This is a genomic window from Sphingomonas sp. SFZ2018-12 (assembly GCF_022496715.1).
GTDB lineage: Bacteria > Pseudomonadota > Alphaproteobacteria > Sphingomonadales > Sphingomonadaceae > Sphingomonas.
Map to the genome: position 1 here is coordinate 47,682 of NZ_WTFM01000008.1, position 19,274 is coordinate 66,955.

General features: G+C 65.1%; 24 protein-coding genes and 1 pseudogene. 13 read left to right on the top strand and 12 right to left on the bottom strand.

Annotated elements, in window-relative coordinates:
- Positions 1 to 15: 15 nt before the first annotated feature.
- Together GO308_RS17880 and GO308_RS17885 are read left to right on the top strand one after the other, a co-directional pair.
- The gene (locus GO308_RS17880) at positions 16 to 273 is read left to right on the top strand and encodes a hypothetical protein (RefSeq protein WP_240886375.1); all 258 of its coding nucleotides are present in this window, start codon (positions 16 to 18) and stop codon (positions 271 to 273) included.
- Positions 274 to 275: 2 nt separating this feature from the next.
- Positions 276 to 1,568, top strand: coding sequence for a Fic family protein (locus tag GO308_RS17885; protein ID WP_240886376.1), 1,293 nt, complete (start codon positions 276 to 278; stop codon positions 1,566 to 1,568).
- 7 nt (positions 1,569 to 1,575) lie between these two features.
- Here the strand turns inward: GO308_RS17885 and GO308_RS17890 are convergent.
- The 6 genes and pseudogenes from GO308_RS17890 to GO308_RS17915 all read right to left on the bottom strand — a co-directional run bounded on the left by GO308_RS17890 (position 1,576) and on the right by GO308_RS17915 (position 4,974).
- Positions 1,576 to 2,207: pseudogene (locus GO308_RS17890) on the bottom strand (SOS response-associated peptidase family protein).
- A 9-nt stretch (positions 2,208 to 2,216) separates the two neighbouring features.
- Positions 2,217 to 2,354, bottom strand: a complete 138-nt coding sequence (locus GO308_RS17895) for a hypothetical protein (protein WP_240886377.1) — start codon at positions 2,352 to 2,354, stop codon at positions 2,217 to 2,219.
- Positions 2,355 to 2,379: 25 nt separating this feature from the next.
- Positions 2,380 to 3,642 carry a Y-family DNA polymerase gene (locus GO308_RS17900; protein WP_240886378.1) on the bottom strand — a complete coding sequence of 421 codons (1,263 nt, stop codon included), beginning with the start codon at positions 3,640 to 3,642 and terminating at the stop codon, positions 2,380 to 2,382.
- A 4-nt stretch (positions 3,643 to 3,646) separates the two neighbouring features.
- Positions 3,647 to 4,081 carry a S24 family peptidase gene (locus GO308_RS17905; protein WP_240886379.1) on the bottom strand — a complete coding sequence of 145 codons (435 nt, stop codon included), beginning with the start codon at positions 4,079 to 4,081 and terminating at the stop codon, positions 3,647 to 3,649.
- A gap of 117 nt (positions 4,082 to 4,198) precedes the next feature.
- Entirely contained in the window at positions 4,199 to 4,387 is a 189-nt protein-coding gene (locus GO308_RS17910; protein ID WP_240886380.1) for a hypothetical protein, read from the bottom strand.
- Positions 4,384 to 4,974, bottom strand: a complete 591-nt coding sequence (locus GO308_RS17915) for a recombinase family protein (protein ID WP_240886381.1) — start codon at positions 4,972 to 4,974, stop codon at positions 4,384 to 4,386. The genes GO308_RS17910 and GO308_RS17915 overlap by 4 nt, the downstream gene beginning before the upstream one ends.
- A gap of 308 nt (positions 4,975 to 5,282) precedes the next feature.
- Here GO308_RS17915 and GO308_RS17920 point away from each other — a divergent pair, with 308 nt between their 5' ends.
- The 3 genes from GO308_RS17920 (at position 5,283) to GO308_RS17930 (ending at position 8,277) form a co-directional block, all read left to right on the top strand.
- Positions 5,283 to 6,134 (top strand): replication initiator protein A, encoded by an 852-nt coding sequence (locus GO308_RS17920; protein ID WP_240886397.1) that lies wholly within the window; start codon positions 5,283 to 5,285, stop codon positions 6,132 to 6,134.
- Between the two features lie 482 nt (positions 6,135 to 6,616).
- Positions 6,617 to 7,420 carry an RNA replicase gene (locus tag GO308_RS17925; RefSeq protein WP_240886382.1) on the top strand — a complete coding sequence of 268 codons (804 nt, stop codon included), beginning with the start codon at positions 6,617 to 6,619 and terminating at the stop codon, positions 7,418 to 7,420.
- Between the two features lie 536 nt (positions 7,421 to 7,956).
- Positions 7,957 to 8,277, top strand: coding sequence for a single-stranded DNA-binding protein (locus GO308_RS17930; protein WP_240886398.1), 321 nt, complete (start codon positions 7,957 to 7,959; stop codon positions 8,275 to 8,277).
- Here GO308_RS17930 and GO308_RS17935 read toward each other — a convergent pair.
- Positions 8,274 to 8,477 carry a YlcI/YnfO family protein gene (locus GO308_RS17935; protein WP_240886383.1) on the bottom strand — a complete coding sequence of 68 codons (204 nt, stop codon included), beginning with the start codon at positions 8,475 to 8,477 and terminating at the stop codon, positions 8,274 to 8,276. The two genes, GO308_RS17930 and GO308_RS17935, sit on opposite strands and share 4 nt — an antisense overlap.
- Positions 8,478 to 8,572: 95 nt before the next feature.
- On the opposite strand from GO308_RS17935, the gene GO308_RS17940 reads away from it, so the two are divergent.
- The 8 genes from GO308_RS17940 (at position 8,573) to GO308_RS17975 (ending at position 14,419) form a co-directional block, all read left to right on the top strand.
- Positions 8,573 to 8,770 carry a hypothetical protein gene (locus tag GO308_RS17940; RefSeq protein ID WP_066671161.1) on the top strand — a complete coding sequence of 66 codons (198 nt, stop codon included), beginning with the start codon at positions 8,573 to 8,575 and terminating at the stop codon, positions 8,768 to 8,770.
- Between the two features lie 3 nt (positions 8,771 to 8,773).
- Positions 8,774 to 9,517: a ParA family protein gene (locus tag GO308_RS17945; RefSeq protein WP_240886384.1), complete on the top strand. Its 744-nt coding sequence runs from the start codon at positions 8,774 to 8,776 to the stop codon at positions 9,515 to 9,517.
- Positions 9,517 to 10,530 (top strand): ParB/RepB/Spo0J family partition protein, encoded by a 1,014-nt coding sequence (locus tag GO308_RS17950; protein WP_240886385.1) that lies wholly within the window; start codon positions 9,517 to 9,519, stop codon positions 10,528 to 10,530. The genes GO308_RS17945 and GO308_RS17950 overlap by 1 nt, the downstream gene beginning before the upstream one ends.
- 241 nt (positions 10,531 to 10,771) lie before the next feature.
- On the top strand, positions 10,772 to 11,296 hold the full coding sequence (locus GO308_RS17955; protein WP_240886386.1) for a hypothetical protein: 525 nt from the start codon (positions 10,772 to 10,774) through the stop codon (positions 11,294 to 11,296).
- Entirely contained in the window at positions 11,296 to 12,402 is a 1,107-nt protein-coding gene (locus GO308_RS17960) for a relaxase/mobilization nuclease domain-containing protein (RefSeq protein WP_240886387.1), read from the top strand. The genes GO308_RS17955 and GO308_RS17960 overlap by 1 nt, the downstream gene beginning before the upstream one ends.
- Positions 12,403 to 12,411: 9 nt before the next feature.
- On the top strand, positions 12,412 to 12,972 hold the full coding sequence (locus tag GO308_RS17965; RefSeq protein ID WP_240886388.1) for a hypothetical protein: 561 nt from the start codon (positions 12,412 to 12,414) through the stop codon (positions 12,970 to 12,972).
- Positions 12,973 to 12,992: 20 nt separating this feature from the next.
- Entirely contained in the window at positions 12,993 to 13,415 is a 423-nt protein-coding gene (locus GO308_RS17970) for a hypothetical protein (RefSeq protein ID WP_240886389.1), read from the top strand.
- Between the two features lie 233 nt (positions 13,416 to 13,648).
- Positions 13,649 to 14,419 carry a hypothetical protein gene (locus GO308_RS17975; RefSeq protein ID WP_240886390.1) on the top strand — a complete coding sequence of 257 codons (771 nt, stop codon included), beginning with the start codon at positions 13,649 to 13,651 and terminating at the stop codon, positions 14,417 to 14,419.
- Positions 14,420 to 14,495: 76 nt separating this feature from the next.
- Here GO308_RS17975 and GO308_RS17980 read toward each other — a convergent pair whose 3' ends face one another.
- The 5 genes from GO308_RS17980 to virB10 all read right to left on the bottom strand — a co-directional run.
- Positions 14,496 to 14,834, bottom strand: coding sequence for a hypothetical protein (locus GO308_RS17980; protein ID WP_240886391.1), 339 nt, complete (start codon positions 14,832 to 14,834; stop codon positions 14,496 to 14,498).
- A gap of 2 nt (positions 14,835 to 14,836) precedes the next feature.
- Positions 14,837 to 15,583, bottom strand: coding sequence for an LPD7 domain-containing protein (locus GO308_RS17985; protein ID WP_240886392.1), 747 nt, complete (start codon positions 15,581 to 15,583; stop codon positions 14,837 to 14,839).
- A 1-nt stretch (position 15,584) separates the two neighbouring features.
- Positions 15,585 to 17,387, bottom strand: a complete 1,803-nt coding sequence (locus GO308_RS17990; RefSeq protein ID WP_240886393.1) for a type IV secretory system conjugative DNA transfer family protein — start codon at positions 17,385 to 17,387, stop codon at positions 15,585 to 15,587.
- Entirely contained in the window at positions 17,377 to 18,390 is a 1,014-nt protein-coding gene (gene virB11, locus GO308_RS17995; RefSeq protein ID WP_240886394.1) for a P-type DNA transfer ATPase VirB11, read from the bottom strand. Before virB11 ends, GO308_RS17990 begins: the two co-directional genes overlap by 11 nt.
- The coding region (virB10, locus tag GO308_RS18000; RefSeq protein ID WP_240886395.1) for a type IV secretion system protein VirB10 at positions 18,387 to 19,274 on the bottom strand (888 nt) is incomplete at its 5' end. The genes virB11 and virB10, both read right to left, overlap by 4 nt.

Here is a 19,274-nt window from a genome sequence, read left to right on the forward strand (position 1 = left end):
CGAGAGGAAGACGGTATGGCCCACATCGATCTTGAGCTGCTGCGCGGACGTATCCGCTCGATGACCTTCGAGCGTGGCACCCCCGAGCAGGTCGCGCTGTGGCGCGAGGACGTCGCGGAATCGCGCGCCAATCTTGTCATCGAGGACATGATCCCGACCGACGAGGACGATGCGATGTTCGCGCTCATGCTGGACGAGGGCGTGCCGCCCGCGCTCATGCCGTCGATTATCCTCGACATCTATAAATCGGGAACCGGCCAGCTCGCAGCCTGACGTTGGCGAACGATCCTTACGTTTATCCCGGCACCGACACGCTTCGGAATCTGCATGGGATCACCGACGACAAAGCCCTAACCGAGCTTGAGCTGAAGCTGACGATGGCGCGCGGCGCGGAGGCCGCGCGCCTCACCTTTCCGGACACGGCGAACGGCTATCGCGCCCTTCACAAGCACCTGTTTCAGGACGTCTACGAGTGGGCGGGCAAAGACCGCACCGTCGACACCGCGAAGGGCGGGGCGCGCTTCGCACATTCCCCCTATATCGCCAGCAGCCTTGATGCCGTCTTCCGCGACATGGCCGCGAAGAACGGCTTTCGCGGCCTTGCGCGCGAGGACTTCTTCGACCGGCTTGGCAATCACATTAACGAGCTGAACGCCGTTCATCCCTTCCGCGAAGGCAATGGCCGCACCATGCGGCACCACGCCGCCCAGGTCGCGCGCGAGGCCGGCCACCCGATCCGCATTTCGGCGATCGACAAGACGGCATGGATGGAAGCCTCCCGCCACGGCTTTCTGACCGGCGATCACCGCGCCATGAGCGCGGTCCTCGCCGCCGCGGCGATCCGGCGCGAGCTCGCGCCCGAGGCGCGCATCGGCCCCGCCGGCATCGCCATGCTCCCCCAGCGCGCGCCGCCCGAGGGACAGCGTTACCGGATGACGCTCGGCAAGGTGCGCGACGAACTGGAGCGTCTCCTTCCAGTGGCGCGGCAGCAGGCGGCCGAGCGACTTCGCGGATTGATGAAGGAGGATGCGCCGGCGAGCGCGATCGAGAATGCGCGCACGGAACTCGCCTATGTCCGGCACGCCAAGGGGCCGGTCTATCAGTCCCACCTTCTCACCTATTTGGGCGTCCGGCAGGTCGACGCCGTTATCAGCCAGCAGCAGACGCCGCTTGAGCGTGTGCGCGAGATCGGCGCGGCGCTGGGCGTCCAGATCAACACGCAGCAGCCCGCGCACCTTCAGCGCGCGGTTCGCGCGCTCGAGAAGCCCGTTCTTCCCCCCGGCCATTCGCCGGGGCAGGAGCGCCTTGCCGCCCTGTTCCTCAAGAACACGGCCGAGAAGAACAACGCCGATCCGCGTCTCGCACCCGCCCAGGCGATCGTCGACGCGGCGTTGAAGACCGCGCGCGATCGGGGCGAGAGCGCGCGCATGATGACCACGATCGCGGAGTCGACGCGCCAGCTTGTCGCCGATCGGATCAAGTCGGGGGGCGAGCTGAACGCCGACCTTGGCCGCACCCCCGATCGCGGCGCAGTTCCCCCGCCCCGCGACAAGGATCGGAGCCGCTAGAGCGGTTTCACCGCTCGGGGCGACGGGTGGGGAACACAGGCCCGCGCACCGTCATCAGATCGGGGTCGTAGGGCTTCTGCAGGGCCACCACGTCGTCATAGGAACCGCGCAGCCAGGTATCGACGTCCTCGGGGCTTAGGATCGTTATCATCGCCTTAGGATGGATCGGCGCGACCAACGTGTTGGGGTCGCACGTGACCATCGTGAAGCCGTTGCCCTCTTCGGTTCGTTGCCAGAAGCCCGCGACCGCGAACACTGGCTGATCCACGACGCCAAACCACATCTCGCCTTTCAGCGGGGGTTTGCCATCGCCCAGGTCGTGCTTCTCAGGGGTGAACTCGCAGAACTTGGTTAGCGGGACGACGCACCGATTTTCCGGCTGGCCGCGAGCCTACGCCATTGTGGGAGCGCCAGGTCGCGGACGTTGGTCATGGGATAGCGAGCCTTACCGCCGAGAACGTCCCAGCTCATCACGTCCCAGGCCCGTTCCCCGTCCTGTTCCCGGATGACGTAATTGCGGCTCTTCGGTCGCAGCTCGCGAGGGTCGAACCGATTGTCGCGCGGCCGCTCGCTAAAGAGCTTCGCAGCCGACCCGAACAGGGTTTCGGGTTCGTTCGACATGCGGGCGCGATTGCACATGGCCGGCGACTAGTCGTCGCTTGGGCGGGCGCGGATCGCCTCGGCAATCTGACCCAGCGACGTCAGCACCCGATCGTTCGCCTCGCCTTGCGCGAAGGCTGCGACGATGCGGGCCGATTGTTCAAATCCATCAGGCTCGGTTTTCATCGGCGTAAGTGTGCCACGTGGCACACTATCGCGCCACGGGTATCTCCCCGATCCGCGTCGTCCAGGCCGGACTCTTCTGCGACCGCTTGGTGTCGAACGACCGCGCCCCGCACCCTTGGGCCGCCAGCAAGACAGTATTCCGTCCGAACCGATCGTTGAGGCCGTCCATCGCGGCGAGCAACGCCGGCGCCTTGGGGTCAGGAGCAGCGAACAGGTCCGCCTGCCCCTCCCCTTCGCGCACCAGGTCCTCCAGCAGCACGCCGCACTTCGTATAGATGCCGCCCGGCTGAAACATCGCCTCCATCATCTTTCCCGCGAATCCGACGATCACGCGAGAGTCGTTTGTCGGAGGGGAGAGCCGAACCGAGCGCGACGCCGACGGCGGGTTGGGCCGGTATCGGGAGCCGTGCGCGAACGCGATCAATCGACTCGCCATCAGCCCCTGCGCCCTGATCTTCTCGGCCGCGCGCGCAGCGCGGCGCGCCATTGCCTCGCGCAGCTCGACCAGCGCCGTAACGGGCTCGCCGAATTGCCGCGTCACCGCGGTCGCCTTCAGCGGCTCGGGTGCGACCTTGAAGTCATCGCACTCGACGCCGCCCAGCTCGCGCACGAGGCGTTCGAGCACCACCGTCCCCACGTCACGCGCGACCGCAGGGGTCAGCGCCGTCAGATCGGCCGCCGTCTTGACGCCCAGGGGCCGGAGCCGCGCTTCCAGCGCCCCGCCAATCCCCCATACCTCCCCGACGGGCCATTGCTCGAATAGTCGCCGGCGCAACTCCACGTCGTGCAGGTCGACCACCCCGCCCCACACTTTCTCGGTCGCCTTCGCTAGCGCATTGGCGACTTTCGACAGGGTGCGGGTCGGCCCCAGCCCGATCCGGGTCGGCAAGCCGACCGATCGCGCTATGTCCTCCCGGACCAGGTGCGCGGCGTTCACATCGCCGAGGCCGGTCCGGAGGACCGGCAGCCGGAAGAAACTTTCGTCGATCGAGTAGATCTCCACCGTGTCGGCGTGGTCGGCGATGACGGCGTTGAAGCGCCGGTTGAGGTCCGCATACAGCTCATAATTGCTAGACCGGAGTTGGATGCCGTGCCGCTTGATGCGGTCGCGGATTTTGAAGACTGGCTCCCCCATGCGGACGTGGAGAGCCTTCGCTTCCTCGCTCCTGGCGACCGCGCACCCATCGTTGTTGGACAGGACGATAACCGGCACGCCCCGCAGGCTCGGGTCGAACAGCCGTTCGGCGCTGACGTAGAAGTTGGCTATGTCGACGATCGCCCACGACATGCGGCTAGCGCCGATAGTCGCGGACGCCGGTCCGCACGACCCCCCAAATCTCGATGCCTTCGGCCGAGATGGGCTCATAGCATTGCTGACTGTTGCGCGCTTCGAGCTGGATCGCGCCGCGGCGACGGACGAGCTGGCGGCAGACGAACCCACCGTCGACGAGCGCAATGACGATATGCCCTTCTGCTGGGCGGGTGTCGCGGTCCACCACTACGACGTCGTTATCGTAGATGCCGGCCTCGACCATGCTGCTCCCGCTGATCCGAAAGACGAAGCTCGCCGGTCGATCGAGCCGCAGCAGCTCGATCAGGCTGATCGCGTCGTCCTCCCAATCCTGGGCGGGGCTTGGAAAGCCGGCCCCCGCAGCACCAACGACACGTAGGACAGTCCCCATCGGCACGTCGGCGAGCGGGACCGGCTGCATCAGTGGCAGCATCATGATTCCCTTCGCAGCCCTTGTAACGCGCGACAGAACGAAAAGTGAACGAGCTAGATGAACCGTTCAACGCATTGCAGCACGGTCCTAGATGCAATAGCGAGCCGCTAGCGACGGCGGTCAATCGAAGCAGCAAAATCCATGCTCGCCAATCAGGGCGATGGCTTCCTGCTCGTCGGGCGTGTCGTTCTGCAGCTCGACCGCCCGAACCTTCGACCAAGGCCCCAACTCGTCGGGGAGGTTGCCCCCGTCCCCGTCGACCGTCAGGGCTGACAGGCCTTGCGCCCCGGAAAAGAGCCAGACGTTCACCCGCCCGCCCCTTCCCCTTCCACGATGACCGGCTCCTGAGCCGACGCCGGCAGGTGGCGGTAGAGCGTCGGGACCGAGACGCCGATCGCCGCCGCTATCTCGCGCCCCTTCATGCCGGAAGCGAGAAGTTTGCGGGCCGCCGCGATCCGCTCCGGGGTCATAACCGTCTTTCGTCCCCCAACCCTGCCCTCACTCCGCGCTACGATCAGCGCGGCCGTCGTGCGCTCGCGAACCAAATCGCGTTCCATCTCCGCCATCGCAGCCATGATGTGAAACACGAGCTTGCCAGCAGTGCCAGCGGTGTCGATTCCATCCGTGAGGGAGCGAAGGCCGATGCCGCGCTCCGCCAGGTCGGCCGCGAGGTCGACGAGCCCTTTCATCGTTCGGCCGAGACGGTCGAGTTTCCACACCACCAGCACGTCGCCGGCGCGCGCGTGCGAGAGCGCGTCAGCCAAGCCGGGGCGGTTTGCTTTTGCGCCGCTCGCCCTATCGGAAAAAACCTTCTCGCAGCCTGCATCGCGCAACGGGCCTAGCTGCGGCGTAAGGTCCTGCTCGGCGGTAGACACCCGCGCGTAGCCGATCAGCATGGATTGTTCTCAGAACTCATCACCGATGCCTAGCATGGCGCGCATGAATAGAGAATGCGTTTTGAGAACGACGATGCGTCTGTTAAGTGTTCTCACATGGCGGCGCTTCAAAATCGATCGTTTGAGAGAGAGATGCCGGTCGGTCCCCTCCATCCGCGAAAGCACGAAGATGGAGCCCGATCGCCAGCTTTCCCCCCGTTCCACAAAGGGAAAGCGCCCTCGATTCGTGCTATCGCGGATGCGCGAAGGCCAAGGGTTCGTGCTTTCGCGGATGACGCGGCAACGGAGGTCGGGCATTGGCAACGGTGATGCCCGCAAAGCAAGGCGACCTGTTCGTGCTGGATAGCCCCCTTCTCGCTGACGTGCGTGGCGAACGATCGCTCATGGCGTTTCCGTTCTTCGCCTTGAGCAAGGGCAAATGGACGAAACCGCTGTCCTATGAGAACGGGTCGGTATCGATCGAGATCGTGCCGACGTCGAAGGGCGCCGCGACGATCTACGACAAGGAAATCGTCCTCTACATCGCGAGCTTGATGATCGCTCGCCTGGAGGCCGGGGGGGAGGTGTCGCAGGAGTTCCACTTCACCGCCCACGACCTGTTTTGCGTAACAGGCAACAATCCTTCCGCGCGATCCTACACCCGGTTGTCGCAGGCGCTTGAGCGCCTGCAAGGCACGCAGATCAAGACCAACATCGAGGCCGGCGGCGAGGGCGAGGAAGGTTACTTCTCGTGGCTGTCGGAAGCGAAGCTCTATTATTCACGCACGAAGGAGGACGGCGGCGAAACGCGCCGGCTGAAAGCCATTCGTGTTCGGTTGTGCGACTGGCTTTACCGCGCGATCCTGCGCGACCGCCAGATACTTGACTATGCGAGCGGTTATTTCCAGCTCGGCCCCGTCGAACGGCGGCTTTATGAAATCGCGCGATCGTCATGCACCGATGGGCCGGTTGAGATCGAGCTGGACGAGCTGCGCCGCCAGCTCGGCTATCAGAACTCCCTCCCCCACTTCCGGCACGTTCTCAAAGGGATCGTGGAAGCCGACGCCATCCCCGACTTCCGCCTCGGGCTGATCGGCCCCGAGCCGGCGACACCGGGGGGGCGCGTGCCGAGCTACAACCGTGTGCGGATCGAGGCCAAGGCTCGCCTTCTCGCGAACTGACGAATCGATTCGCTAAACCGCGGTCTATTCATCCGCGAAAGCACGAAGTGCAGCCGCTTTGATCCGTGATAGCACGAATTGAGCGGGCGGCTTCATCCGCGAAAGCACGAATCTATTTCGTCTTCATCCGCGATAGCACGAACGAATTGTCGAGTCGGTCCGCGAAAGCACGAACTTTAACTGTTTCAGGGCGCGTTTTTGTTCGGCAACAATACTGTTGAACTGGTCGCATCATGCGATCGGTCGGACAGGGAGCGGCCGTGACCACATAAACGAATGCCCGGCACGAAGGCCGGGCACCCTGGAACGTGATGAGCGATGCTTGGCGGCATCGATCGGGTCAACAGAACACCCCTCTCATACCCGTTCCCGAGCTGCGGTTCAAGGGAGCGCGCTTCGCGCCACGCTCTAGTTTTGCCTGGTCCCGGCCCCAACGAAGGGGACGGACGATGGGAGCTGTTACACTCGCGAAAGCGAGCTTCATGGCGCTTGAGCGCATAGAGCAGGCGCGGCCGAGATCGCGATCGGGCTCACCAAATCCCACGCGCGCGCACGTCCACCCGAACAGCCGCCTCGCCGGCACGTTCGAGGAGGACTTCTTCTACAGCTACGCCAAGGGCGAGCCTGACCGCCTCTACAAGAAGGCCGTCGAGCTGCTGAAGCGGAAGAACGCCGTCCGGCGTCTCGCTCGCGCGGAGGGCCGTGCGCTGACCGAGGACGAACGGCTTGCGACGCTGATTACCAATGCGGCCGTGCGCGTGTTCGAGCAGCTTACGACGCTCGCCCGCACATGCGCCGGCAGGGTGTTTCCGACGTGGCATTGGATCGAGGCCGCGACCGGCCTATCCCGCGCCAGTGTGGGGCGCGGTCTGTCGATCCTCGCCAAGATGGGCCTGCTAGACAAGCAGCGCCGGTGCGTGCCGATCGATCCCCCGGCCGATCGCCCCAAGGCCCGGAACGCACAGACGTCCAGCGTCTATCGCATGAGCTTCCCCAACCGGCTCGCTCGCTTCCTTCCCCGTCGACTTCGGCCCGTTCCGCTCCCCGATGACGTGGTGCAACGGGAGGCGGACAGGATCGAGGAGATCGAGGCGTGGCGCCTCTGGCGCACGCCTCGCCAAGTCGTCGCCGAGGACATCGAGGACGAAGGCTTGCGCCGCATCATGGACAGCCTCGCTATCGCGGTAGAGAAGCAAGAGTCTCAAAAAAATGGTCAACCGCTCACAGATTCATCTGTTCTATGTTCAAATGGAGTTGGCCTAGTCGGCCAACGCCCTGACGCCTGACGGCGCGAGCAGCCCTGAACCGAGATCAAGCGAGCACCACAACCGACACCACCCAGCCCAACCGTCGGACGCGCCTACGGCGCGGTGCTCCCGAGGGGAGCATGCGTTTTCTGTTGCGCTCAAATGACTGACGTGGAGCCAGGCCGAGCCGTTTTTCGGTGACGAACGCGACTGTAGCGCCAGATCTTCAGCGAAGAGTCGGTGCGATCGGCGTCGGCGTCCCTCTTCTTCCACGTTGTCGCCATCCGAGTTTCCCGGCGGCCGTCGGGCGAGCTGGTCGACCATCATCTTGCCCCGCGATCCAGCACCCGGGCCGGGTCGAACGCGTCGCGAGCCCATTAGCCATGCCCCTTCAACCGGCTATTCCTGTGTCGATGGGAAAATGGGCGCTGGCCGCCTTATACGATCAAGAGAATAACCGGCTGCGCCTACGGTTTCCGCTGCGCGGACCCTCCGTTTTTTCTCTTGATCGCGGCGGCTGCGCACCCCTTCAATTCCCATCAGGAATGAGCCTGATCGATCGAAGGGACAGGACCATGCAGAACATCGCGGAGTTTCGGATCATCGGCCGGGTCAGCAAGACCACGGAGCATGATAAGGTGACGAAGGTCAGCGTCGCCGCCAACTACAACCGCCAGGAGAACGGCGAGTGGGTGACGGACACGCATTGGAACGAGGTGACGCTGTTCGGCAGGCTGATCGAGCGCGCCGCCAAGGCGCAGAAGGGTGACCTGGTGCATATCACCGGCCGGGTTCGCCAGAACTCCTACGACTCGGCCGAGGGCAAGCGTTACACGGTCGAGCTGATCGCCGACGGCTTCGCCATCCTCGCCAAGGGTTCGGAGGACCGCGACTAGGATCGGCCGGGGCCGCCCACGGGCGGCCCCTCTCGCCGGCGTAGCTCCAGCTCCACCGCCTCGCGCATGAAGTCGGCCTGGTTCTCGCCCTCGCGCAGCACCGACTTGATCCGCCCCAGCGTCCCTTCCGGAAAGCGCGCCATCGTCTTCTCCGCGTTAATCCGCGGGCGACCAGCGGCTCCGGCTTTGCTAGTGGTCATCCCGAGTCACGTGCATTGTTGATACCACCTATTGACGTGATTTCAGATACCACTTATTACAGGATGCGCCTTTCATCAAGGCAAGGAGGCGAGCGATGGAGTGGGACAATCTGCTGACGATCGGGCTGATCGCCCTGGTCGCTTGGGCCTTCTTCAGCGGCGGGGGCGATCGTCGCCGTCCCCGCACGTGGAGCGGCGACACCCCCGAGGAGGAGGCGCGCCGCAACACGCGGACGGACTCCAACTATCAGGGCTATGACCATTGGACCAACCCGTCGGATCGAGGCTGGTAAGGCGTGAAGACGATCGCCATCAACGTCGAGAAGGGCGGTGCCGGCAAGACGACCATCGCCTGTCACTTGGCATGGCATCTTGCCGACGCCGGGCATCGCGTGCTGTTCCTCGACCTCGATCGCCAGTGCAACGCGACCGACGCGCTTGCCGACTTCGAGAACATTGGGAGCTGCAAACCGCTGTTCGAGCCTGGATATGCCGTGCCTCCCGCGCTCCCGAGGCTCGCGATTTACTCGAATAGGATGGGCGGCGAGTATGACGCGGATTACCCGCGCGCGCTTACCAATCTGCGCGCCAATTTTCCCGCGCTCGATCCCCACTTCGATTATTGCGTCGTCGATACGCCGCCGTCCTGGTCGTGGATCAACTTCGCGGCGCTGATGGTGTGCGACCACCTTATCGTTCCCGTCGAGCTGGGGCCGTTCGGCCCGGCTGCGACGAAGCAGGTTTCGGACTCGATCGCGACCGTGAACCAGCGCGGCCGGTCGACGCCGATCCACGTCGTCGGGCTCGTCGCGAACCGGGTTCGCGCAAACGACCGGCATCAGATGGATATGCTCGCCGCGCTCAAGAGCAAGATCGGGCGCAATCTCTTCGCGGCCACGCTTCCAGAGCGCGCGCATTACAGCCAGGCTCTTCAGGAGCATGTGCCGGTGTGGCGCTTCGACAAGGACACCCGCAGCTCGCTGCCGGCGATGCGCGCGTTCCTCGAGGAAGCCATGACCCGCATCGGGAGCCACGGATAATGGATTTCGCCAACTTCGACGTATTCAGTGAAAAGGCCGCGGTGGCGGACGCCGATCGCGTGCAGCTCCTCGATACCGAGCTTGTATATCCCGACCCCGAGAACGTCCGCGGCGAGATCGATCCGGCCAAGATCGATGAGATGGCCGAAACGATCAAAGAGCGGGGCCAGCTTCAGCCGATCACCGTCGCGCCGAAGGATGCGGACGGTCGCTATCGCATCATGTTCGGCGAGCGGCGTTGGCGGGCTTGCCAGAAGCTCGGCGTGCAGGTCCGCGCGATCGTCAGCAAGACCGACGACGTGGAGCAGGTCCGCATCGATCAGTTCATCGAGAACGACCAGCGCGAGGATCTGTCGACGGCCGACATGATCCGGTTCGTGACCGGGCAAGTGGCGAAGGGGCGCTCGCTCGCCGAGCTGGCGCGCGCGACGGGGCGAAATCGCACGCTGCTGACCCGCTATCAGGGGCTCGCGAGCGCGCCCGACTACATCGCGGCGCTGTTCGCGGACATTTCGATGCGAAGCGCGGTCGCGCTCGCCCAGGCCGCGAAGAAGGACGATACCGCCACCCGTGCGTTTGTAGCCAACACCGCGGTCGAAGACATGACGGTGCTGGCGTGCGAGCGGTTCGCGCGCGACCTCGGGGCGAAGAAGACCGCCGCGCCCAGCCCAGCGCCCACGTCGTCAACGGAACCGGAAGCCGAGATCGAACCGGCCTCTCCCATGCTGGTTGACGAGACGGATAGCCCCGCTCCCGGTGAGACGACGGACGAAATCCGGGATCAGGAGGCCGAGCGCGCGGTCGCCGAGACGCCGATCGCAACGACGCAGGCGAGCGACGACCCTCCGCACGTTGACGCGGTTGCGCCTCCAGCTCCGTCAGCAAAGCCCAGGCCGAGCAAGCCGAAGGTGGAGCGGCCGACGATGGAGATCGAGGGCAAGCGCGCGATGGTCATCGAGGCATTGGTGCATTTCGATGATGAGGATGCCCCTCGCATCGTGAAATGGCGCTGATCGCGCCGGTGCAGCGGGGAGCGCCGGCAGCGGCCGTCGCTCGCACCTAGACACAATCTTTCCTTCCGCGCCTTCATCGCTTCAGAAAAACTGGGGTGTGCCACGTGGCACACGTGGAGAGCAGATTTAGGTGGGGGATGATTGATGGCAGGATAGGTATTGCTGCGTTTGTCGTATTACATTAGCCCTACAGGCCATGTCGACCGCGCCGCAGCCTGCATCCCCCACCAAAGAAACGGCGATGTTGACCGCGCGCGTCGACCGCGACCTGCTGGCGGCGTTCGATGCACTGGCGGAGGGCAGGGGAGGGCGCAGCGCCTTGCTCCGCTCGATCCTCCAACAAGCCTTGAAGCAGGTTGCCGATGCGCCGCGGATCGCGCCGCGTGCCGATCCTGCTGGCAATCGCGTGTCGCTAACCTTCACCAGCGCCGAGGCGGCGGTCCTCGACCATCGCGCGGCCGAGCGCGGCGTCGATCGCGCGGGGTGGATCAAGGCGCTCGTTCGCCGGCACATCGCGCTCAAAGGCACCGTCGACGACGGGATGCGCGACGCCATCGCGCCGATCCGGATGCAGCTTCAGCGCATCGGCCGGAATCTGAACCAGGCGATGAAGGCCGGCAATGCCGCGATGATGGCGGACAGCGGCCTGCAGATCGAACTGGAGCTACGCCGGATCGCTGACATGCGTGAGGAGATCAACGGGCAGATCGCGGCGCTGGCAGAGGTTCTGCGCGGCGAAACCGCGTTCTGGCAGGTCGCCGACTGATGCCGTTCGGAGAGCGCGAGGACGAGCTTTGGGAGGCGATGAAGCCCCGCTTCAAGCCTCGCACCATCAGCGACCCCAACATCAAATATACCCGGCACCTGTTCGAGGGGACCGGTCCATTTGCGCCTTCATCGTCGACGGCGGCGGTCCGCTACTCCGACGCGAGGTCGACGCTGGCGCGAGTCGTCAGGCGAAGCCCCGAGGTGCTGGTGAAGGTCACGGGCCGGAAAAAGGGTGCGAAGCACCTCAAAGCGCATTTGGACTATATCGGCCGCCACGGCGACATTCGCATGGAGACGCGCGATCGCGAGGAGATCGTGTCGAAGGAGGACGCGCAGCGGATCGCCGACGAATGGTCGGACCCGCTCTACTGGCGGCAGGGGACGTCGGTATCGGCCGTCGCAATGGTGTTTTCGATGCCGGAGGGGACAAACCCCGAGACGGTGAAGCAATCTGTCCGCGAGGCGGCCGAGCTGCTGATCGGCGACAATCACGACTGGCTTATGTCGCTCCATACCGACACCCCGCGCCCGCACGTCCATTTGACGGTGCAGGCCGAGGGCCTGGACCGGAAGCGCTTCGATCCGCGGCGCGAGGATCTGTTTCGCTTTCGTGAGGCGTTCGCCGCCGCGCTCCGCAGCCGCGGTGTCGAGGCCGAGGCGACGCCTCGCTACACGCGCGGGCAGGGGAGGGCCGGCACGAGCATGGCGCTCACCCAGCTCCGCGCGAGAATACGTAACGGGGTGTCGAGGCAGCCGACAGATGCCGACCTACGACAGGCGCGGGAGGCGATGCAGGTCGCGCTTGGCAAGGCCCAGCAACCGGCGTTCGTCGCGAAGACGCGGGCACGCTGGCAGGACACCAAGCGCCGCTTCGAGGTTGCGGCCGAGCAGCTCGACCGTAGCGCCGATCGCGAAGATCGTAGGCTGGCGCGCGATGTGCGTCAGTTTATCCAAGAGCGGGCTACGATCGAGACGATCCCTGATCGCGTGCTTCGCGACGCCGAGAAGCGGGTCAGGGAGGCCCAGGCGCGGGGCCGCGACGATCGGCCGCCCGATCGGGGTGTGCCACGTGGCACACCCCCGCCGCCCTCCAGACGCCGTTAGGATCATCAGATGCCGCAGTTCGGTTTCTACAAGGTCGGGAGCGGAATCGATCAACCGCTCAGTCTACTCGTCGCGTCAGACCTCGACGACGCGAAGCGTAAAGCGCGCGCCGCAATCGAGGCAGAGAGGTTAGATGCCGTTCGGCTGTGGATCGATGGACAGCAGACCATCGAGGTGCGTCGCCCCGGTCCAGTCGCGAAACGCGAGACCGACGACCGCGGCGCACGCATGGCGGCGCGCAAAGCGGCAGGGGCTACCTACAGGGAGATCGCTGCGGAGTTTGGCGTCAGCAAGGACCGGATTCGCGACTTAATCGCCGCATCCGAACGCCGCGCCAAATCCAGAATCAAGGAGCCGAACCGATCGGCGCTGTCCGTCCGCGCCCGTAACGTGCTTCCCCTAATTATCGTCGAACCAGAGACCGACCCGATCGAGCGAGACGCGCAGCTCCCTTCGAGGGTAGCTGCCCTGCACAAGCGGGACCTCAAAGGCGTCCCGAACCTGGGTAAGCAGACTGTCGCAGAGCTGGAGGCGTGGCTTTGGGAGCGCGGCTTGGTGTTCTCCGGATAGGTGTGCCACGTGGCACACCTATGCGTCACCAGCTCACCGGCAACGCCGGCCTCTATCATGTTGCACGCGAGCTATCGCGGCGGGGCTGGCACGTCATGCCGACAGTGCGGAATGCGCGAGGCGCTGACCTTTATGCAGCGAGCGATGACGAGCTGCGCGTCATACCGATCCAGTCGAAGGCGCTTTCTAAGCGCGCGCCGGTGCCCCTTGGTGGGTCGCTCGACCGTCTTTGCTCACGGTGGTGGGTCATCACCATCAAAGCGAACACCGCCAATCCCACGTGCTACGTCCTCACGCTCGATGAGGTGAAGGCAGCGGCGCATCGAGGCGTCAACGCGGCTGGCACCGTCTCCTACTGGCTTCAACCGAAGTCCTACGTCCTCGCCGAATACGAGGAGGCATGGGAGAGGCTGGGATCGCCGCACGAGCAGCCGGAGCTTTAGGCGGTCAGTAACCTTGCATCGCTAAGGCAATCGAAAATCAAAATCGGGGCGGTCATGTCGTTCACGGAAGAAGAGAAGCGGAAATGGCACGCCGATCGGCGTGCTGGACGCGGGCAAGCTGTGGTCGAGAGCGGCGTTCCAACGGAGACGTGCGGCCATTGCGGCAACCCGTTCCGAGCGAGCGACGGCACCGTCACGGCCGACTTCGCAATATGTGACGTCTGCAACGATTGATGCGCGGCAAGCTCGTCGCCGGCGCGATCAGCATCATGATCGGAACCGCCGCCCATGCTGAGCCGGTGACGGACGGTCAGCTCACCGCCGCGACGCTCCGCCTCATCACGCACATCGCAACAGACGCGTTCGACGCCGCACCCTCGGCCGACTTTTCGGGCAGGACTTTCGTCATCGAGATTCCGGTTGCCGAGTTCGCGTATGACACCTTCAAGTGCCAGCCCTATTGGACTTACGCGCGGGACGCTGGCGTGTTGAAGGTCTCAGTGCAGCAGGGCTTAGCCAGCACCTACATGATGCGGCGCGGACCGGGCGCGGCGCTGACCGGCGCGGCCGACCAAGCCTACCAGTTCCGGCCGTTCGTTTGTTCCAATGCCCCCGTCACCAGGTCGAAAGGGGTGAACGGTTTCGGCGCGGCAGTCGACATTCAACACCACCAAACGACCGTGATCGGCTTGAGCAAGCCGTATCGCCGGGAGACGCTGACGTGGAGCCGTGTCGTGACGCCCGACGAGGGCCGCGCGCTCGCCGGGGCGCTGCGCGTCCGCATGTCGGGAACGGTCGGAACCTGGGGAGCCGGCGGAAGCATCGGCTGCGTTCGCGACCACACCGATGCCACCTTCTCGTCCCCAATCGAGGACGACACGACCATGTGCGTCGTCAGGGTCGCCGACCTTCGCACCGACCTGATCGACAGTCGAACGGGCGAGGTGCTGGCAACCGAGCTTCCGACTGATGCGGACCCGCCCAAAGGCAAGAAGCGGCGTTAGACGGGCTGGGAAGGCCCGCAGGGGGCCACCCGGCACCATCCGGGGCAGTTCGCCCCTTTTGGCCGCGGGCGGGCTGCTAGCGGGCCGCTCCGCTCTTATCATAGCCGACGCGCGGGCCGCGGTAGATCGGCGACTTGTCGTCAGGCGATCGGGGAACAAACGTGAAGCGGTCCCCGACGAGCTTGTCACCTTCGATGCGGAATGTCCCGCTGAAGCTCGGGCCGGTGAGGATCAGGGTATCGCCCTTGCGCTCATAAGTCCCGCCGGCGCCGCTCGACATTGCAAACGTCTTCGGGCCGAACGTCGACACCACGCCGTCGATCGGCCCGTTCTCGAGATTGTAGGTTCCCTCGATCGACTTCTCGCAACCGGCGAGGGCGACGGCTGCGAAGCCCAGCAGCAGCGCGGTCCGCACCCTCAGCGCCCCCCGACCGAGCGCGACTTCTGCAATATCTGGCTTTGCTCGACTTCGCGGACGCGCTGCGCCTGCTGTTGCTTGACCTCGATGCCGGCGATCATCTCGCCGCGGCTGATCCGCGCCGCGACGTCTTCCTTGCGCTCAGCAACGAACTCGCGCTGCTTCGCAGTGTCCCCCGGGAACCGCTTCTCCGCGACCGTCATTGCGAAGGCGACCGCGCTCTGCGCCTTGCGCAGCTCGGGGTCTTTCGCGTTCTGGACGTCCGACTGGCGTCGGAACCGTTCGGCCAGGTCAACGCGGGGATCGACCTGTTCCTTGTTGTCGCGCGCCTGATTGGTGGTGCGGTGCGTCGCCTCCCTCGCCGGCGTCACGCCCGTTTGGCGGGCTTGCTCGCGATCGGCCGCGGCGCGCGTCTTGGCGTCGGGCTGATACCCGTCGATCTTGATGCCTTGCGCGGAGGCGGCAAGGAATGCGGCACGCTTGAACTCTTCGTCGCCGCTGATCTTGATCGAAGTCCAACCATTCTCCTTGGCGAGCCTCACCAGGTCCGGCAGCGACTCCCGATCCTTAGCCTTGATCCGATCGGGCGTGATCGTCGCCACAGGCTCCTTGTCGTGCGCGCTGCGATAGAGCTTGTTCCCGACGCGCAGGAAGCGCGACTCCAGATCGGCCGGCACTTCCATCGGCCGCTTGCGGCGGCTGTCGTTATTGGCGCCGGCGCTGGCAGTCTCGACCTTCTCAACCATCTCACCGCTCCTGTTCGATTACACCTACGACCTCATTTCCACGCTGCTCGGCCGACACGTCGATGAGCATGTCGGGATGATCCTGGGTGACGACGCAATCCATCGCGAACGACAGCGGGTCCGGGTCCGTGAGCTGGTCGAAGGTCGGCATCACGCAGTCCGGCAGGTCCTCATCGTCGCGGATGATGCGGGGGATCGGCGGCACGTCCGGCGCGGGCTGGACGCGGCTCCGGAACAGCGCGTCCGCATAGTAGCGTATCTTGTCGCCGTGGATCGGGGGGATGCCGCCGCGCAGCAGCAGCAATTCCTGATCGGGGAACTGCATCAGCTCCTGGGGGAGGAGGAGCGCCCGACGCTGGTCCGACATGGACTTTGAGCGGTTCGCCAGCATCCCGTTGATCGTGAGCGACTTGGTAACGGACTCCTGCCCGATATAGCCGATGCGCTCCGACAGCTCGTTCGCGACACGCAGCTCCTTAGGCGTGAACGCCACCTCGACGCCGCAGTTGGCGACGATCTCATTGGCGACGTGTTCGCCATAGACGGCGCGGAGCTGCGATCGTGACTGGATGACCGGCAGCAGGCGGATGCCGTAGCCCGCGACATAAGAGAAGGCGCTGGCGATCACCTGTGCGCGCCCGATCCGGGCGAACTCGTCCAGGATGACGAGGACCTGGAGGGGCGTTTCATCGCCCGGCAGCTCGCGCACGTTCAGATCGATGAGTTGCTGAAACAGCAGGTTGTAGAGCGGCGCGACGCGATCCAGCTCGTCGGGCGACACGCCGAGATAGACCGACATGGGCTTGGTGCGGAGCAGGCGCAGGTCGAAATCGGTTTCCTCCGTCGCCGCGTCGACGCGGGGGTTGAGCCATAGGCTCAGCTTCGAGGTGACGGTCTGGACGATACCGGCGAACGTGTTGTCCGCGCCCGACGTGAAGTCGGCGAGAGCGTTGCGGCAGCCTTGCGACAAGTTGAGCGAGCGATCGTCGAGAACGCGGCGGAAATAGCCGCGCGTGTCCCCCGTCGTCATCAGGCGGTAGATTGCGCCAATGGTAAACGGCTGATCGGCGACGGCGAGATATGCGCCGACACCGACAAACGCGGTCCGCGCCGAGTCCGTCCAGAACGGCTCGCCGCGCTCGGGCGGAACGAACAGCATCGTCGCGATCTTCTGCAGCTCGATCACCACCTGGTCGGCGTCGCTGCGATCGATATAGCCGAGCGGATTGTAGCGAGCGGTCCGCCCCTCGGGGTCCGTCGGGTTGAACAGGTAGACCGCTTGTCCGTATTTCTGACGGAAGCCGGCGGTCGCGTCCCAATTCTCGCGCTTCACATCGAGGACGACGACCGACTCCTGCCAGGACAGGAGGTTGGGGATGACGATGCCGACGCCCTTGCCTGACCGGGTGGGGGCTTCAACGATGCAATGCTCGGTCCCGCCGAAGGTCAGGAACTTGCCGCCCTTCTTGCCCAGGACGATGCCGTTTTCGGCGCGAAAGCCGGCTTGGCGGATTTCGCCTTCCTTGGCGAAGCGGGCCGCCCCGTGCAGCGGCGGCTTCCGCTTGACGAGGAACCAAAGCATCAGGCCGGCAACGATGAGGCCGACGAGCATCCCGGCGCCGAGCGCCTTCAGCACGACCGGATCGCCGCGGTAATACCAGAAGAACGCCGGCATCTTGAGCGGGTCGAACTTCGAGCTGGGGAGGCCGAGGTAAATCCACGCCACGACCGACGCGATGAGGAAGGCCACGCCGATCGCGATCGGGATGCCCGCCGCGAGGATGGTCCCTCTTTTAGGCGGCATGGCGGCCTTCCGGATCGTAGTAGATCTCGGTCATGCGGAACTTGCCGTCGATCTTCTTCATCTGAACCACGACGTCGACGAGGATCTTGAGCAGCGAGCGAATGTCGTCGCGCGCGAGATCGGCGCCGCCCTCGCTCTCCTTCACGAGCAGCGTCAGTTGCTCGAACGCCAGCTCGGCCGAGTCCGCGTGTATCGTCGTGATCGAGCCAGGATGGCCGCTGTTGACGTTGCGCAGGTAGAAGAACGCCGTCCCGTCGCGCAGCTCCTGGAGGAGGATGCGGTCAGGCCGCATCCGCAGTGCGCTTTCGAGCAGCTCCTTCGCCGTCACCTTGGCGGTGCCGGTGCCGTCCTTGCTGTAGATCATATGGACGACGTTCTTGTGCGGCACGACGAGCTCGCGCGTGTCCTCGATCGTCAGCAGCCTCTCATTTTCCGGAATGAGCTTGATGAGTCCCTTGGAGAACGTCGTCTTGCCGGAGCCGGTCGCGCCCGAGATCAGGATGTTGAGCCGGCTGCGAACCGCCAGCTCGAAGAACTCGACATGCCGGCCCGCATGGAGCAGCCCCAACAGGCGTTCCTCGACGCTGCTAACCCGCTTGTTCGCCACCTTCGTATCGGCGAACAGGCCGCTGGCCTCGAAATCCTGCATCGTCAGGGTTTTGGTCGACGGCTTCCGCACCGTGATCGACACGGTGCCGTCGGGGACCACGGGCGGCATGACGAGCTGGACGCGCTCGCCGGTCGGGAACACGGTCGAGCAGATCGGATTCTCGCGCGTCACGTCCTGCGATGTGTAGGCAGCAGCGGCGCGCGCGAGCTGGTTGAGAGAGTCGAGCGTCAGCTCCTCCTCCCGTTCCCACGTCCAACCACCGTAGCGCTCGACACCCACAATCGCGGGCTCATTGATGACGACTTCCGTCACCCCGTCGTCATCGAGGTAGCGGCGCAGCGGCCGCACGGCATGATCGAGGACTGCCGTGTTGCGGAAGGCCGCGACCGTCACCGTAGGCCGAGCCCATAGACTTGTGAGAAGTCGAAATCCTTGGCGACGGTGATCGCCAGCTCGGTTCCCTGATTGACGCGGACGATCGGCCGGATTTGCTGGGTATCCTGTAGCACCTGGGACGTCGTGTCGCCGGGGGTGCGGAACACCGTGGAGCCTTCCGGGCTGACAGCCTGGCCGGCGATCTGCCCGCCCGTATCGAGGACGCTGAACAGGAGCGCAGCGCCGAAGCGTTGCCAGAAGAACCGATCGATCTTGCCGGTGATGCCGGCGCGGCCGAGCGGATCGGACGCCGGCGAACCAATGTCGATCGCGACGCCGCGGGGCGTGACCGCCCGCGTCCACATCGCGAACAGGCGGTTTTGCCCGCGCTGCAACCCGCCCTGATACTCGCCGAAAACGCGCGTGCCTTTCTCGAGCAGCACGACGCGGCCGTTGTCCGAATACACGTCGCGCGGGATAATGCACGTCGAGTAGCCCGGCACGCTGCTGTCCATCGCCGTCTGCAGGGTGCAGGGAATGATCGCCCCGGCGGTGACGAGGTAGTTGCGGTCGCCGATCATCCGGGCTGTGGCGGTCCCGATCGCCGAGGTTTGCTTCAGCGTGTCGAGCGTGGTCCGAGCTGGTGGAGTGCCACCCTCGCTTTGAGCCGCGTCGCCGCCAGCCCCGCCCAGGGCGCGACCACCGCCCTGTTCGTTGCCGTTGAACGCGATGAGCGTCGACCGACGGGCGCTGTCGCGCAGCTCGCGCGCCTCGTTCGCCCGGCGCTGCGCTTCGGCCTGGCGGGCGCTGAGCTGCCCCTGTTGGCCCGTGTTCGACGCATAGGGCGTGATCGGCTGACCGTCGGGGCCGATCGCCGGCACCTGTTCGCCGGTGAGCTGGAC

Coding starts and splice junctions, on each gene's coding strand:
- GO308_RS17930 (WP_240886398.1), top strand. CDS start 7,957: ATGCAGAACATCGCGGAGTTTCGGATCATCGGCCGGGTCAGCAAGACC.
- GO308_RS17955 (WP_240886386.1), top strand. CDS start 10,772: ATGTTGACCGCGCGCGTCGACCGCGACCTGCTGGCGGCGTTCGATGCA.
- GO308_RS17950 (WP_240886385.1), top strand. CDS start 9,517: ATGGATTTCGCCAACTTCGACGTATTCAGTGAAAAGGCCGCGGTGGCG.
- GO308_RS17985 (WP_240886392.1), bottom strand. CDS start 15,583: ATGGTTGAGAAGGTCGAGACTGCCAGCGCCGGCGCCAATAACGACAGC.
- GO308_RS17880 (WP_240886375.1), top strand. CDS start 16: ATGGCCCACATCGATCTTGAGCTGCTGCGCGGACGTATCCGCTCGATG.
- GO308_RS17935 (WP_240886383.1), bottom strand. CDS start 8,477: ATGACCACTAGCAAAGCCGGAGCCGCTGGTCGCCCGCGGATTAACGCG.
- GO308_RS17960 (WP_240886387.1), top strand. CDS start 11,296: ATGCCGTTCGGAGAGCGCGAGGACGAGCTTTGGGAGGCGATGAAGCCC.
- GO308_RS17895 (WP_240886377.1), bottom strand. CDS start 2,354: ATGAAAACCGAGCCTGATGGATTTGAACAATCGGCCCGCATCGTCGCA.
- GO308_RS17990 (WP_240886393.1), bottom strand. CDS start 17,387: ATGCCGCCTAAAAGAGGGACCATCCTCGCGGCGGGCATCCCGATCGCG.
- GO308_RS17920 (WP_240886397.1), top strand. CDS start 5,283: ATGCCCGCAAAGCAAGGCGACCTGTTCGTGCTGGATAGCCCCCTTCTC.
- GO308_RS17975 (WP_240886390.1), top strand. CDS start 13,649: ATGCGCGGCAAGCTCGTCGCCGGCGCGATCAGCATCATGATCGGAACC.
- GO308_RS17965 (WP_240886388.1), top strand. CDS start 12,412: ATGCCGCAGTTCGGTTTCTACAAGGTCGGGAGCGGAATCGATCAACCG.
- GO308_RS17925 (WP_240886382.1), top strand. CDS start 6,617: ATGGCGCTTGAGCGCATAGAGCAGGCGCGGCCGAGATCGCGATCGGGC.
- GO308_RS17940 (WP_066671161.1), top strand. CDS start 8,573: ATGGAGTGGGACAATCTGCTGACGATCGGGCTGATCGCCCTGGTCGCT.
- GO308_RS17905 (WP_240886379.1), bottom strand. CDS start 4,081: ATGATGCTGCCACTGATGCAGCCGGTCCCGCTCGCCGACGTGCCGATG.
- GO308_RS17970 (WP_240886389.1), top strand. CDS start 12,993: ATGCGTCACCAGCTCACCGGCAACGCCGGCCTCTATCATGTTGCACGC.
- GO308_RS17915 (WP_240886381.1), bottom strand. CDS start 4,974: ATGCTGATCGGCTACGCGCGGGTGTCTACCGCCGAGCAGGACCTTACG.
- GO308_RS17900 (WP_240886378.1), bottom strand. CDS start 3,642: ATGTCGTGGGCGATCGTCGACATAGCCAACTTCTACGTCAGCGCCGAA.